General features: G+C 56.7%; 13 protein-coding genes and 1 pseudogene. 2 read left to right on the forward strand and 12 right to left on the reverse strand.

The features are described 5' to 3' along the window. Positions 1-17: 17 nt before the first annotated feature. A complete protein-coding gene (locus GXP72_RS12095) occupies positions 18-1,349 on the reverse strand; it encodes a 2-hydroxycarboxylate transporter family protein (RefSeq protein WP_033145663.1) in 1,332 nt (443 codons plus the stop codon). Positions 1,350-1,754: 405 nt separating this feature from the next. Between GXP72_RS12095 and GXP72_RS12100 the strand changes: the two genes are divergently transcribed. Continuing rightward, positions 1,755-2,702 (forward strand): AEC family transporter, encoded by a 948-nt coding sequence (locus GXP72_RS12100; protein WP_024909596.1) that lies wholly within the window; start codon positions 1,755-1,757, stop codon positions 2,700-2,702. 32 nt (positions 2,703-2,734) lie between these two features. After that, positions 2,735-4,420: an NAD-dependent malic enzyme gene (locus tag GXP72_RS12105; RefSeq protein ID WP_090416776.1), complete on the forward strand. Its 1,686-nt coding sequence runs from the start codon at positions 2,735-2,737 to the stop codon at positions 4,418-4,420. Positions 4,421-4,464: 44 nt separating this feature from the next. Here the strand turns inward: GXP72_RS12105 and GXP72_RS12110 are convergent, their stop codons facing one another. The 11 genes and pseudogenes from GXP72_RS12110 to GXP72_RS12165 all read right to left on the reverse strand — a co-directional run bounded on the left by GXP72_RS12110 (position 4,465) and on the right by GXP72_RS12165 (position 14,734). Further along, positions 4,465-5,466, reverse strand: a complete 1,002-nt coding sequence (locus tag GXP72_RS12110; RefSeq protein ID WP_048992015.1) for a Kdo(2)-lipid IV(A) acyltransferase — start codon at positions 5,464-5,466, stop codon at positions 4,465-4,467. Positions 5,467-5,648: 182 nt separating this feature from the next. Further along, positions 5,649-5,879, reverse strand: coding sequence for a tautomerase PptA (pptA, locus tag GXP72_RS12115; RefSeq protein WP_024909599.1), 231 nt, complete (start codon positions 5,877-5,879; stop codon positions 5,649-5,651). A gap of 37 nt (positions 5,880-5,916) precedes the next feature. Beyond that, positions 5,917-6,534, reverse strand: coding sequence for a glutathione S-transferase family protein (locus GXP72_RS12120; protein ID WP_090416774.1), 618 nt, complete (start codon positions 6,532-6,534; stop codon positions 5,917-5,919). A 41-nt stretch (positions 6,535-6,575) separates the two neighbouring features. Further along, complete coding sequence (locus GXP72_RS12125; RefSeq protein ID WP_032647448.1) at positions 6,576-7,463, reverse strand: ABC transporter substrate-binding protein; 888 nt, start codon at positions 7,461-7,463, stop codon at positions 6,576-6,578. Positions 7,464-7,472: 9 nt separating this feature from the next. Further along, positions 7,473-8,246 (reverse strand): amino acid ABC transporter ATP-binding protein, encoded by a 774-nt coding sequence (locus tag GXP72_RS12130; protein ID WP_208762919.1) that lies wholly within the window; start codon positions 8,244-8,246, stop codon positions 7,473-7,475. Continuing rightward, positions 8,230-9,156, reverse strand: coding sequence for an amino acid ABC transporter permease (locus GXP72_RS12135; RefSeq protein ID WP_023327573.1), 927 nt, complete (start codon positions 9,154-9,156; stop codon positions 8,230-8,232). Before GXP72_RS12135 ends, GXP72_RS12130 begins: the two co-directional genes overlap by 17 nt. 9 nt (positions 9,157-9,165) lie before the next feature. Further along, entirely contained in the window at positions 9,166-9,675 is a 510-nt protein-coding gene (locus tag GXP72_RS12140; RefSeq protein ID WP_008501765.1) for a GNAT family N-acetyltransferase, read from the reverse strand. A 9-nt stretch (positions 9,676-9,684) separates the two neighbouring features. Continuing rightward, a pseudogene (locus GXP72_RS22625) lies at positions 9,685-11,948 on the reverse strand (NtaA/DmoA family FMN-dependent monooxygenase). A gap of 16 nt (positions 11,949-11,964) precedes the next feature. Then, positions 11,965-13,086, reverse strand: coding sequence for a M20 peptidase aminoacylase family protein (locus GXP72_RS12155; protein WP_090416769.1), 1,122 nt, complete (start codon positions 13,084-13,086; stop codon positions 11,965-11,967). Then, positions 13,083-14,084 carry an LLM class flavin-dependent oxidoreductase gene (locus GXP72_RS12160; protein WP_208762920.1) on the reverse strand — a complete coding sequence of 334 codons (1,002 nt, stop codon included), beginning with the start codon at positions 14,082-14,084 and terminating at the stop codon, positions 13,083-13,085. Before GXP72_RS12160 ends, GXP72_RS12155 begins: the two co-directional genes overlap by 4 nt. A 110-nt stretch (positions 14,085-14,194) precedes the next feature. After that, positions 14,195-14,734, reverse strand: coding sequence for an AAA family ATPase (locus GXP72_RS12165; protein ID WP_090418162.1), 540 nt, complete (start codon positions 14,732-14,734; stop codon positions 14,195-14,197). Positions 14,735-14,851 lie beyond the last annotated feature (117 nt).

Genomic DNA, 14,851 nt, shown 5'->3' on the forward strand with positions numbered 1-14,851 from the left:
TATCCTGACGTTTCGAATCAGTGCGCCATAATCCAGCCCATCAGCAGCGTGGCGAAAATCACCGTCGACGCGCCGCCGATGCGGGTGGCGATCTGCGCGAACGGCATGAGCGACATCCGGTTAGACGCGGACAAAATGGCCACGTCCCCCGTTCCGCCCAGCCCGCTGTGGCAGCAGGTTACAATGGCCGCTTCCACAGGATACATATTCAGACGCGACGCGATAAAGTAGCCGCTCAGCGCCATCGCAATCACAACCGAACCGCATACCACCACGTATCCTACCGAGAACACCGACACCACGCTCTCAAGCGGCACGTATAACATCCCAAGGCCGATCATCAGCGGCCAGACCAGCGCAGCCGAGACGAATTTATAGCAACTGTGCGCGCCCTGCTCCATTGAGGCCGGGATCACCCTGAAGTATTTACACAGAACAGCAATCAGGATCATCAGCACCGGGCCGGGAATGTGGACCAGTTTTTCAAACAATCCGCCGACGATGAAAAACGCGCACACCATCAGTAACCCGCCGCCCATCAGATGAAAATCCGTCTGCTGCGTGCTTTGCGCTCCGGCAAACAGGCTGGCGTCGTCTTTACTCCGCGTGAGCATGCCATTTCCCGAAAGCGCAGGACGTTTCGCGCCGAGACGCGCCAGCGAGCCCGCACAAATAATGGCGAAGATATTCCCGACGACCGCAGCGGGTGCCAGCTGTGCAACGTAGACGTCCGGCGTCTGCCCCAGTATTGCCGAATAGGCCAGGGACAGCGGCAAAATGCCCTCGCCAATTCCGCCGCCAATGATGGGCACAATGATGAAGAAGAAGGTGTGGTAAGGCGTATAACCAAACAGTGAGCCCACAATGAGGCCGCTCAGCACGGCCATGCATGTTCCCGCCACCAGCGGAACAAACATGCGCATCATCCCCTGGATCAGCAGCACCCGGTTCATCCCCAGAATGCTGCCGACCACCAGGCAGGCAATCACGAAATAGAGCAGGTTCGCCTCTTTCATCAGCAGATGCACGGTATCAAGGGTATGTTTCCCGAATACGCCAAAATAGACCAGCACGGAGGGCACCATCAGGCACAGGATCGCCGGGCCGCCGATATCTTTCAGCACCGGGATTTGACGCCCTACTTTCGCAAACGCGAAACCGAGGGTCATGATCACCGCGAGGCCACCTATCATATTTTTTGGCAGCAGCCCTGCCCAGGCGGATGTCGCCACAATCGCGGCAATCCCGACGAACAGCATCAGCGGGACCGTGCCCACCTCGGTATTGTTGAGCCCAAAGGCAAAACGCGAGGTAGACAGCTCAGAAGTCGGTACAGGATTATCTTTCATATAATCACCTGAAAATTGTGTTCGGATATACAGAGAAAGGAATAACTGAAACTATTCCTGATACGAAAAAATGTTCTTAAATATAAATAATGATTTAGATGGCCTTTTCTAAAAACAGGCTCAGGGTGAAATTATCACGGACCTGCAGGGAGAAATGTGAACAATTCGGCTCTTTGCCTTTAAATAACTTAATTCAGCATTAAGTAACTAAAGTTATTTATGGCAACTCATGTCGCATTCTTGCGTCTTATCAATTTTTAACGAAAGTATTACTTATCCAACTAATGCAATCTTTTTGAAATTAATAAAACCAGAGAGAGTGTGACACTTGTCACTCCTGCCCTGCTATCTAAGCGCTAGATTAGCGCTGCAATAAAACACATAAAATACCCTACAGGAAATACTATGCCTTCATTACTATTACAGTCACTGTTTCCGCTCGTCTTTATTATGTTACTTGGATGGCTAAGTGGAAAGCTGGGATATTCCCGGCGAGAAGATGCAAACGTCATGGCAACCGTGGTGATTCGTTTCGCCCTTCCTTTTCATCTTTTCATTGGTGCATTGCATACCGATCCCAATAAAATTAAAAACCTGACCTTTATGGCCGTCCTGGTTGTCGGTTTAATGGGGTCGTATTTACTGACGCTGTTTATTTCACGCTATGTTTTTCGCCACGATATCAAAACCAGCGCCATTCAGTCTCTGGTTTGCGCCTTTCCTGATATGGCCTACTTTGGCGCGCCGGTCCTGGCGGTATTGATTGGGCCGGAAGGATTTATCGGTGTGCTGATAGGTAACATTATCACCAGCGTTATCATGATCCCTCTGACCATCGTCCTGATTCGTATGGGTGATAAAAATGGTCATGATGGCCTGGAGGCGCTGCACCCGGGGGCGATGATCGTGCAAAACCTCATCAAAGCGGCTCGCAACCCTATCGTCTGGATCCCGGTCTCCGGCGTCTTGCTCAGTCTCGCCGGTGTGCAAATCCCTTCCATTCTCAGCATGCCTATTGAGATGGTTGGCAAGGTTTCCGGCGGACTGTCCCTGTTTGCCCTCGGCCTGCTGTTTTACGGTGAACGTCCAAAACTGAACGTGCAGACATTTACCAATATCAGTATTAAAAACCTGATTCAGCCGGCAATGATGGCCGCCGCAGGGATCGCCTTTGGCCTGAGTCATACCTTACTGCAGCAGGTCGTAATTATTGGCGCAACGCCTTCCGCTATTGCCGCGGGGATGTTTGCTTTACGCAGCGACACCTATATTGATACCGCATCCTCTTCCATATTAATTGGTACTGCCGTCGGGGTCGTGACCGAAGGCATTATGATCTATTTCATCTCTTAATCTGTTTTATATAAAAAATTCAGGAGTTAACCATGTCCCGGAAAGAAGTTCTGTACACCCCTTACAATGGGGCCGTATTGCTGGAGAATCCGCTATTAAATAAAGGACTCGCTTTTATTAAAGAAGAGCGTGATAATTTTAATCTGCATGGTTTATTGCCGCACAACGTTGAAACCATTGAAGAACAAACCGAGCGCGCCTGGGTACAGTTCTGTCATTTTAAAAGCGATATCTCGCGTCATGTTTATCTGCGAAATATTCAGGACACCAATGAAACTCTCTTTTACAATCTCTTGCGTTCGCATCTGAAAGAGACGTTACCGATTATCTATACCCCGACGGTCGGTGAAGCCTGCGAGCATTTCTCTACGATTTATCGCCGCGCGCGCGGCTTGTTTATTTCATGGCCTAACCGTCATCGTATTGATGAGATGCTGCAAAGTTTTTCACGCAACGACGTTCGCGTGATTGTGGTGACGGACGGGGAACGTATTTTAGGGCTTGGCGATCAGGGTATCGGCGGTATGGGCATCCCGATTGGTAAGCTGTCGCTGTATACCGCCTGCGGGGGGATCCATCCGGCCTCTACCCTCCCGATTATGCTGGATGTCGGCACCAATAATCAGCAACACCTCGACGACCCGATGTACATGGGCTGGCGTCATCCGCGCATCAGCGACGACCAATACGCTGAGTTTATGGATATGTTTGTCAGCACCGTGAAAGCACGCTGGCCCAATGTTCTCCTGCAGTTTGAAGACTTTGCGCAGAAAAACGCAACTCGCCTGCTCCAGCGCTACCGCGACCAGCTGTGCTGCTTCAATGATGATATCCAGGGCACGGCAGCGGTCACCGCAGGTACGCTGATCGCAGCGGCCCACGCGGCGGGCACGCGCATTCGCGATCAGCGCGTGGTCTTCCTCGGCAGCGGCTCTGCGGGATGCGGGATCGCTGAAAAAATTGTGGCGCTGATGGTCGATGACGGCCTGACCGAGTCCGAAGCCCGCAGCAGGATCTTCATGGTCGATCGCTTCGGCCTGCTGACCGACGACATGACCAACCTGCTCGATTTCCAGAAAAACCTGCTTACCGCGCGCGACGCCGTAAGCCGCTGGCAGGTAGACGCGAAGAATATTTCCCTGCTGGACGTGGTGAAGAACGCGCATCCTACGGTGATGATCGGCGTTTCAGGCCAGCCCGGGCTGTTCAGTGAAGAGATTGTCAAAGAGATGCATCGCCACTGCCCGCGTCCGATTATCATGCCGCTCTCAAACCCGACGTCGCGGGCGGAGGCCCAGCCTCAGGATCTTATCGCCTGGACCCAGGGAGCCGCGCTGGTGGCCACCGGCAGCCCGTTCGCGCCGGTATTCTGGGAGAATGCACACTACGAGATTGCCCAGTGTAACAACGCCTATATCTTCCCTGGTCTGGGGCTGGGCGTTCTGGCCTGTAACGCGCGCCGGGTCACGGAAGAGATGCTGATGGCAGCTAGCCGCAGCCTGGCCGCGCAGTCTCCTCTGGTCACCACGGAAAAAGGTGGATTGCTGCCGCCGGTAGATCAGATTGAAACGGTCTCACGCCAGATTGCCGTCGCCGTCGCCCGGGCTGCGATTGAACAGGGCGTGGCACCGGCGATAGATGATGAGACGTTGATGGCGCGTATCGAGAAGACGTGGTGGCAGGCGGACTATGCGCCGTACCGCCGATCCGCGCTGTAGCGACGGTCATGCCCTCACCGCAGGGTGAGGGCATCGCTGAGGCTTTAGTGCTGTATGCCTGATCGGTCAGAAAAATCGCTGGCGGAGAGAATATCACCCCGTGGGGCCACGCTCTTGCGGCGGTCATACCGGTCAGGTACACCTTCGGGACGCGTTTTGAAGCGCCGGTGCAGCCACATATACTGTTCTGGCGCCATCCGTACAGCGTGTTCAATCGCCCTGTTCATCTGCGTCGCCACGGCTTCTTTATCGCCGCCCTGCAACGCCTCGCTGATATCTTCCAGAATGATCAGCTCGTAACCGGTGCCATCCGCCTTACGGCGCGGCACAAAGGGAATGACGGCAGGCTTAGCGCTTTTGACCAGCATATAGCTTCCAGCGGTCGTCGCGGCATCCGGCACCGCAAAGAACGGCACAAATACGCTATTGGTTTTGCCATAGTCATGGTCCGGGGCGTACCACAAAATTTCATTTTGCTTCAGCGAGCGGATCATGCCCTTTAAATCATGACGATCGAGCATGGTTTTATTGGAACGCAGGCGCCCGCGCGTCTGAAGCCAGTCCAGCAGGGCATTATTATTAGGACGATACACCCCGATACCGGGGTTAAGCATGCCAAATATCCGCGCGCCTAGCTCAAGCGTCAGAAAATGCATCCCCACCAGCACCACGCCCTTTCCCTGCGCCCTGGCCTTTTCCATGTGCTCATAACCCCGCACGGTAAAGTATTTCTTCACCCGCCACTCGGGCCAGAACCATGCCATCCCGGTCTCGATCACCCCCATTCCTACCGATTCAAAATTACGCTGCAGCAATGACTCTCGCTCCGCCTTTTTCATCTCCGGGAAACAAAGCTCCAGGTTGCGGCGGGCAATTTCGACGCGGCGGGGAAGCAAGCGCATCGCCAGTCGACCAAGGCCATGACCGATTCTGAACAGAAGCGGATAAGGGAGCAGCATGATGAGCCACAGCGCGGCAATGCCGGCCCAGCTTAGCCAGTAACGGGGATGAAGAAAGGCGAATGAAAAACGGGGTAATTTTGTCATCAGAAAATTATCCTTTAACGTGTCTGTCCTTAATTGATTCTGTTGAAGATCTTTCCTAAGGATTAATAATATGTCAGCCAGAAACGTTAAGTGTAGCGGATAAGACAAAACGCATTTTTATCGATTTTTGCGAAAACGGGAAAACAAGCCGGGAAGGACTTATTCGCTCCCCGGCAAAGATCCTACATCGAATACCCGGGCTTCTTAATAAGCTCCTCCAGCTTCGGTCCAATTTCGGTATCCCAGACCTGCGCCTTCCAGTCTTCAGGCGCGATCTGGTTCAACGCCACCGACACGGAACTGTCTTTGCTGTTGAAATGGCGAATAATCACGTCGGCAATATCCGCCGCCAGGGCCGTTTTTTGTTCGTCGTTCAAATCACGGGGAAAACATTTGATATCTACGTGTGGCATGTGCAGGCTTCCGGTTGTGAATGAGGATTACACGTTATCAGATAATATTGTTTGCCTTTAACACCTTGTGCAGTTCCGGTAGCTGACATACGGTGTCCGCAATTGCCGTGAATTTAGGGGTGTTTTCGGCAAACCAGGCATGACGAGGCCCCCAGGTGCGCGCCACCGCAATATACACATCCAGCAGCGTCAGCCGTTCCCCCAGCGCAAACGGGGCGGCCATAAGCTGGCTTTCGAACCACAAATAGAGGGATTTCCGGTATGCGATGCAGTTTTTTTGCAGCTGTTCCGGCGCATCCGGCACCCAGCGTTCCGGATAGTCTGCATACGTAAATGTGGGATAGACGTTGGCCACAAACCAGATCAGCAGACGCTGAAACTGCTGGCGTTCGGCCTGCCCCACGGGCGGAGCAAGGTCGGGACATCTGTCGAGCACCATCAGGGCAATCGCCGCCGTTTCGGTCATGATGGCACCATTTTCCAGCGCCAGCGTCGGCACCTGACACAGCGGGTTGAGCTTTTGCAGCAGCTCACGCTGCTGGCCGGGCTGGTCAAACCCGTCCACGTTGATAAATTGATAAGGGATATCAGCCAGGGTTAGCATCACTTCACCGATCGCCGAGCCCCAGCCGGGTACGCCATAGAGTTTAATCATGTTGCCCCCTCAGGAGTGAAAATCCTAAGTGTAGAGCACCATTAGTAGGTTATCCCAGGCGGGTTGACCTCCGACTGTGCCACCGCTTCGCCCTGTTCGCCCCAGCGCGCCAGCACCTTCTGGTAATCTCCCCGCTTGATCGCGCCGTCCAGCGCCGCCTGTAACGCGTACACCAGCTCATTGCCTTTTTTGGTCGTGGTCGCGACATAGGCTTTTTTCGGCCCTAAACCGACCACGCGGGTTTTACCTGTGAGCGCCGCTTTATAGGCTGAAACCGACTGCGGCCCGAAGAACACATCCGCCCTTCCGGACTGGATATAGAGATTGCCCGAGGCATCATCGTGGAGATAAACCGGCAGCGCAGGCTCGCGCCCCGCCTTTTTGTTCTCTTCGTTCCAGCCCAGCAGAATGCGTTCCTGATTCGTACCGGAGCCGACAATCACCCTTTTCCCGGCCAGATCTTCCGCGCTTTTGATTGACTGGATCTCGCTCGTGGATTTCACCGAAAACGCCAGCGAGTCGACGCGGTAGGTCGCAAAATCAAACTTCTCTTTACGCTGTTCGGTCACCGCAATGTTCACCAGCGCCACGTCGTAGCGCCCTGAGGCGATCCCCAGCGGCCAGTCTTCCCACGCCGTCGGCACCAGCTTCAGCTTCAGCCCCAGGCTGCCCGCCAGCAGGCGGGCGATATCCGGGTCGCTGCCAATGCGCGTACGGTTATCGCTGGCCAGCAGCGCCAGCGGCGGGGAGTTCAGCATTGAGACGGCGACCGTCAGCGTACCCGGCTCCACGAATTTGTAACTGGCGGGGATCTTTGCCACGGCCTGACGATCCACCGTCACCGGCAGCGGCTGCTCGTTGGCTTTCAGATCGATGCTGGCGTGGCTCGCCGTCGTGAAGACCAGCCCCGCCAGAAGTCCGTATTTCATTGGCACTCCTTATAAGACTTTGGAGAGAAACTGGCGCGTTCGCGCATGTGACGGACGGTTTAATACCTCGTCACTGCTTCCCTGCTCGACAATTTTTCCGTCGACCATAAATACCACCTGATCCGCCACTTCCCGGGCAAAGCCGATCTCGTGAGTGACCACCACCAGCGTAGTCCCGGACCGGGCCAGTTTTTTGATTACGTCCAGCACTTCCCCTACCAGCTCCGGATCCAGCGCCGAGGTGGGTTCATCAAACAGCATCACGCGAGGACGTAACGCCAGCGCACGGGCAATGGCAATACGCTGCTGTTGCCCGCCGGAGAGATGCCGCGACCAGGCATCGGCTTTATCCCGCAGCCCGATCACGTCCAGCAGGCTGTACGCCCTTTCTACCGCCTCTTTTTTGCTGAGCTTTTTATGCGCGATGGGCGCCTCAATCAGGTTTTCCAGCACCGTGAGATGCGGAAAGAGATTGAAGTTCTGGAACACATAGCCCACGTTGACGCGCTGTTTGAGGATCTCCTTCTCCTTCAGCTCGTAGAGCCTGTCTCCCTGACGACGGTAGCCAATGTAATCCCCGTCGATCTGAATAAAGCCTTCATCGACGCGCTCCAGGTGATTAATGGTGCGCAGCAAGGTTGATTTGCCTGACCCGGACGGCCCGAGAATGACCGTCACGGACCCGGGCGGGATCTCAAGCGAAACGTTGTCGAGCGCCTTATGGCGGCCAAAAAATTTGCTGACGCCGGTAATCGAAATATGTCCTTCAGGAGAGGCTTGCATGGATAGGCTCCTGTGCTGGCGTGGTGGTGACAGAACGGGTACGACGAGCGGCACGGTTCTGATTAACGGCAGAGCGGCGTTCGCTGCGGGCAAGTGCGCGTTCAACACCGTACTGGATAGCGGACAGGACGGTGGTGATCGCCAGGTACCAGGCGGCACCGACCATCAGCAGCGGGATCACCTCCTGCGTGCGGTTGTAGATCATCTGGATGGTATAAAACAGCTCCGGCATCGCCAGGACGTACACCATCGCCGTGCCCTTGGCGAGGCTGATGATTTCATTGAACCCCGACGGCAGAATGGTGCGCAGCGCCTGAGGCAAAATGATGCGCACCGTGCGGCGCCAGGCCGGCAGGCCGAGCGCGGCGGCGGCCTCATACTGGCCGTGATCGACCCCGAGGAAGCCCCCGCGAATGATCTCGGCGGTATAGGCGCTCTGCACCAGGGTTAGCCCCACCACGGCGGTAGAAAATTGCCCCAGCACGTTGATGGTTTCAAAGCTGCCCCAGGTGATGCCGGTGAAAGGCACGCCGAGCGAGAGCGTGTCGTAGAGATATGAAAAGTTGTACAGAATGATCAGCACCACAATCAGCGGCAGCGACCGAAACAGCCAGATGTACGCCCACGCCAGGCTGCTGAGCAGCCAGGATGAAGAGAGTCTCGCCAGGGCCAGCATGCCGCCAAACACCACGCTCAGCGCGGTGCCGATCAGCGTCAGTAGCAGGGTCTGTCCGACACCTTCGAGGATCACCGGGTCGAAGAACCAGCGGGCGAACACCGCCCACTCCCAGCGCGGGTTAAAGGCCACGGACTGAATCACGACCGCCAGGACAAACAGCGCCACCGCGGCGCCGACGGCCCGCAGCGGATAACGCGCCGGGACCACCTTAATGGTTTCAACGTTGCTCATCGTCGTTCCTCATGCGGTTTTACTGAACGCTTCACGTACCAGCGTTTTGGTGAAACGCAGCCGACCGTCAAACGGCGGCTGGCTGTACTCTTCCGGATCGCGGTTCAGATCGAACTGCGGCTGATAGCCCTGGCTAAGATAGAGCCTGACCGCCTCCGGCTGACGAAAGCCGGTTGTCAGGTAGATCTGACTGTACCCTGCCAGCACCGCCCTGCGCTCCAGCTCCTGCACCACGCGCCCGGCAAGCCCCTGCTGACGCAGGGTTTTGTCCGTCCAGATGCGTTTGATTTCCGCGGTGCGTTCGTCGAACGGTTTGTACGCGCCGGTGGCGATAATCTTCCCGTCGCGCTCCAGGACGATAAACAACCCCTGCGGCGCTAAATACCACTCGGTGAGCTCCACTTCCGCGTCTTTAGAGAAGTAGTCCCCGTAGCGGGCGGCATATTCACCGAACAGCCCCTCGATAATGGGCTGAAGTTCGGCATCTTCCGGTGATACATCACGAAATCGTTCGCTCATCACGCCTCCTTAATCGCCCAGGCCAGCCGGGTTCACTTCGGACTGAGGAATGCGCTCAACCCCTTCCCCCCAGCGGTTGAGCACTTTGTCGTAATCGCCGTTTTTGATGACGCCGTTCAGCGCGGTTTGCACCGGCTCAACCAGTCCGCTGCCTTTTTTCAGCGTCACCGCGATGTGTGCCGCCTTCGGCCAGCCGCCGTCGACGCTGCCCACCAGTTTGGTTTTCCCGTTCAGCGCCGCTTTCCAGGCGCCAATCACGTTCGGACCGAAGTAGGCATCCGCGCGCCCGGACTGCAGCGCCAGGGTTTGGGCCGCATCGTCTTTGGTGTAGATCGGGGTAAAGGGCTTCAGCCCCTTCTTCAGGTTTTCGGCATTCCATGCGAGCAGAATGGCCTCCTGGTTGGTGCCGGAGCCGACGATAATCCTCAGCCCGGCGATGTCCTCAGCCTTCTCAAGCGACTTGATCGGGCTGGTTGATTTCACGTAGAACCCGAGGGAATCTTTTCGGTAGGTGGCAAAATCAAACTTCTGTTTGCGCTCTTTAGTGACGGTGATGTTGCTGATGGCGGCATCGTATTTCCCGGAGGCCACGCCCAGCGGCCAGTCTTCCCAGGAGGTGGGCACCACGTTCAGCTCCAGCCCGAGGCTGTCGGCGACCAGACGGGCGACGTCAACCTCGCTCCCCAGCAGCGTTTTGTTGTCGTCGGAGAAGACCGTCAGCGGCGGTTGATTGAGCCCCGCAACCGCCACGGTAAATTTCCCCGGCACGGCAAAGCGATAGTCTTTCGGCAGCTGTGCCACCGCATCATTGTTTTTGGCAGTGTTAACCGGCGTTTTATTGGCCTCGATGCTCACGCCGGTGCCGTTAATATTCACATTCTCTGCCCAGACGGCAGGGGTAAAGGCCAGCGCGAGCGCCAGAATAAGCGATGATTTCTGCATAGCGGGGTTCTCTTTTATTGTTGTGTGAACTGGTTTTTCGGTTGGTCTAAACCCAGGCTTTCGCGCAGCGTGGTGCCCGGATAGTCGGTACGGAACAGGCCGCGGGCCTGAAGAATGGGCACCACCTGGTCAACAAAGCGCGGGAAGGTATCCGGCGTACCGCCCTGAATGATGAAGCCGTCAGCGGCATAGCCTTCAAACCAGGCCTGCAGACCGTCAGCCACCTCTTCCGGCGTACCGGAAAAGCGCGGGCGCGGTGATGCAGCTTCAAGGGCTACCTGACGCAGGGTTAAGCTGCGCTCGCGGGCGTTACGCTTAATTTCATCGGTGGTACTGCGGAAGCTGTTTTTGCCTAAATCGCCGATATCCGGGAACGGCTCGTCGAGCGGATACTGGCTGAAATCATGATGTTCGAAATAGCGCCCCAGGTAATTGAGGGCATCGTTAATCGACACCAGCGCCGCCGTGGTCTGGTACTGGTTTTCCACGTCTTCGGCGTCTTTTCCCACAATCACGCTGACGCCCTGGAATATATGCAAGTCAGACGCGCGGCGACCGTTTGTTTCCAGCTGCTGCTTCACGTCGCGGTAAAAGGCTTTTGCCTCGTCGAGCGTCTCGTGATGGGTAAAAATGGCGTCGGCATGTTTCGCCGCCAGCTTTTTCCCGTCGTCCGACGCCCCGGCCTGAAAGACAATCGGACGCCCCTGCGGGGTGCGGCCAATATTCAGCGGCCCGGCGACCTGGAAGAAATCACCGTGATGATCCAGGGTGTGAAGCTTTGACGCGTCAAAGAATTGTCCGCTCTCTTTATTACGTACGAACGCATCACCTTCCCAGGAATCCCACAGCCCTTTCACCACGTCGAGATACTCATCGGCGATCCGGTAGCGCAGCGCATGCTCGGGGTGTTTTTCGCGGGAAAAGTTCTTCGCCGACCCTTCCAGCGGCGAGGTCACCACGTTCCAGCCCGCGCGTCCGTTGCTCAGATGGTCGAGGCTGGCGAACTGGCGCGCCGTGGTGAAGGGCTCGCTGTAGGAGGTGGATAAGGTTCCCACCAGCCCCAGGCGCGAGGTGATGCTGGCGAGAGCGGATAACACCGTCAGCGGTTCAAAGCGGTTTAAAAAATGCGGGATCGATTTCTCGTTTATATAGAGACCGTCGGCAACGAATAAAAAATCGAGTTTGCCCTCCTCCGCCTTTAACGCCGTCGCTTTGACGAAATCAAAATTGATACTGGCATCGGCGACGGCCTCAGGGTGACGCCAGGCGGACATATTTCCGGATGCACCATGCAAAATGGTCCCCAGCCGCAGTTGACGATGTGCAGACATATTCACCTCTTAAGAATTAAACGTGTTGCAGGGCTTTTTCCGCAAGCTGTGCAAAATAGCGGGCAGCGGGCTCAATTAAGGCTTCATCCGGATTAAATGCCGGATGATGTAAACCATACGGGCTGTTGCTGCCGATGCTGACAAACGCCCCCGGGATCTGCTGCAGATAGACCGCAAAATCTTCCCCGCCCATATGCAGCTCGGCGTGCCGGGTTTCGTATCCGGCGTCCCGGGCGACCGAGGTGGCGAAATCGGCCCAGCGTTCGTCATTCACCAGCGCGGTGGGCCCGGCATACCAGGTGATATCAATCTGCGCGCTAAAGGCGCTGGCAAACCCGGCAGCGATTTCGCCCACGCGGGCTTTCACATTCTGCTGCACTTCCGTGCGATGGGTACGCAGCGTGCCTTCCAGCTCGACGCTTTCCGGCAGCACGTTCCAGGTGTTACCGCCCGCAATGCGCGTCACGCTCAGCACCACGGAATCCAGCGTGTTGACGTTGCGGCTGGCGACGCTTTGCAGCGCCGTTACCAGCTGACTCGCCAGCACAATCGCGTCGTTGCCTTCATGAGGACGTGCGGCGTGCGCGCCTTTGCCGGTAATGCGGATCACGAAGCGGTCAACGTTGGCGTAGAACGGCCCGCCGCGGGTGGCGAACTCACCGACCGGCAGGCCGGGCTCGTTGTGCATACCGAAAATCGCGCTGACATCGCGCAGGGCACCGGCGCGCACCATGCTCTTCGCACCGCCAAAGTTCTCTTCGGCAGGCTGAAACAGGATCCGCACCCGGCCGTTAAGCGAGGCCTCTCGCTCTTTCAGCTTTAACGCGGCACCGAGGATGACGCTGGTGTGGATATCGTGTCCGCAGGCATGCATTACGCCTGCATGCTGCGAGCTAAACGGCACGCCGCTGCGCTCTTCAATCGGCAGGGCATCAATATCCGCCCGCAGCGCAATCAGTTTGCTGCCCGAGCCGATTTCCGCCACCAGCCCGGTAGACAGGTCGTAAGGCTGCGGGGTAATCCCGGCATTCGTCAGCCACTGGCGCAGGCGCGTCGTGGTCTCCACTTCCTGGCCGGAGAGCTCCGGGTTCTGGTGCAGTTCGCGACGCCAGGCAATCAGCTGTTCGCCAAAGCTCATACGGTGACCTCCTTGTTAAGACGCGCCTCGGCAAGCAGACGCAGCGACGCGACGCGCGTTGCTCCCTCTGCTACCGGCGTGTCGATGATAAATTCGTCAATGCCCCACTGCTGATGCAGCGCGTTGAGCTGTTCCACTACCGACTCCGCGGTGCCCGCCAGCAGCGACTGCGCCCGGCGTGCAATGCGCACCGGCTCACTGCCCGCCTGACGCGCAAAAGCGTAGGCCTGCTCTTCGCTGGCCACGGTGACGCGCTGCCCGTTTGCCAGCTCAACGCCCCACACTTCGACCTTCTGCGCCAGCGCGTCTGCCTCGGTCTGCGTCGGCGCGACAATCGCCTGTACTGCCACTATCACGTCCCGCGCGCTGTTCTCACGCCAGGTCGATACCACCTCGCGCAGCAGATCCGGGTCACCGTTCAGGTGTGCGGCAAACACAAAGTGCCAGTCGAGCCTGGCGGCCAGCAGCGCGCTTTCGGTACTCGCGCCCAGCAGGAAACCTTCAGCAGGCAGCGGCGGCAGCGGCGTGGCGCGGACGGCTTCTTCAGTAGCGTGATGCTCAGGACGGATCCAGCGGTCGAGCTGGGCCAGCTGTTCGGCAAAGCTGCCCTTTTCCTGTTGATTCAGGCCCTGCTGCAGCGCGCGGGTTGAGAGCGGTAATCCGCCGGGGGCTTTCCCGACGCCGAGATCCACGCGGCCAGGCGCCAGCGCGGTCAGGACGTTGAAGTTCTCGGCGACTTTATAGGGGCTGTAGTGCTGAAGCATTACGCCGCCGGACCCGACGCGAATGCGCGTGGTTTGCCCGAGGATCCAGGCAATCAGCAGCTCCGGGGAAGGGCTGGCAAGCTGTGGGGTGTTGTGGTGTTCGGCAATCCAGAAGCGGTGATACCCCAGATTTTCTGCCTGCTGCGCCAGCGCCAGGGTACGCGCCAGTGCATCGGCAGCCGTTTCGTTTTCAGCGATGGGGCTTTTATCCAGAATGCTGATTCGCCATGACATGTTGCGTTCTCGTTTGACTTAACATGTCGTCATTATTAAAGGCGCATTTCACCACTGAGAAACAATTAATTTACATTTAGTTTGCCGGAAAACAGATATATAAAACCCCGCTAAGAATAAGACTTTAAGGAGGCAATCAGCGTTTCCACCTGCTCCCGACGGGTAATGCGGACGAAGCGAATATGGCTATATTGCGGGTTTTGCAGATCGGCTTCATAGCGCTTGCGGTTGTTACGCCAGGTTTTAATCGTCCAGATGATAATCGATTCTCTGCTGAAGAACGCGCGCCGGAAACTCTCTTTATTCCCCGTTCCCGGCCAGAGCTCGTGCTTATGCCAGGCCCGCTTTATTGCTCGGGTGACGGCCTGCCAGAGGGTGCGGATAAACCCATAATCCACCCACACCACCACATCTACATCGCGCCATTTCACAGGCCGCGTGCGGTTGTAGTTACCGTCCAGCACCCAGTCTGGCGACGCCTGTAGCGCCTGCTCCAGCTTTGCCTGAAACTCGTCGTCCGGCGTGCCCTGCCAGTCAGCCTGCCAGTAGAGTCTGTCCATCTCGATACAGGGAATAGCCAGTTCGGTCGCAATCTGCTTCGCCAGCGTGCTTTTTCCACTTCCGCTGGTTCCTATGACGTTAATTTTCACCTCAGCCTCCCTGTATTTACGAAAATGAGACCAAATCATAGCGTTTTCATCCTGTTAACGAAACGCTATTTCAGCATGACAATTTTTCCCGGGAAGCGATCTCCCTCTTACAGTTTG

The organism is Enterobacter sp. SES19 (assembly GCF_011765665.1).
In the GTDB taxonomy this organism is placed as follows: Bacteria; Pseudomonadota; Gammaproteobacteria; order Enterobacterales; family Enterobacteriaceae; genus Enterobacter; species Enterobacter pseudoroggenkampii.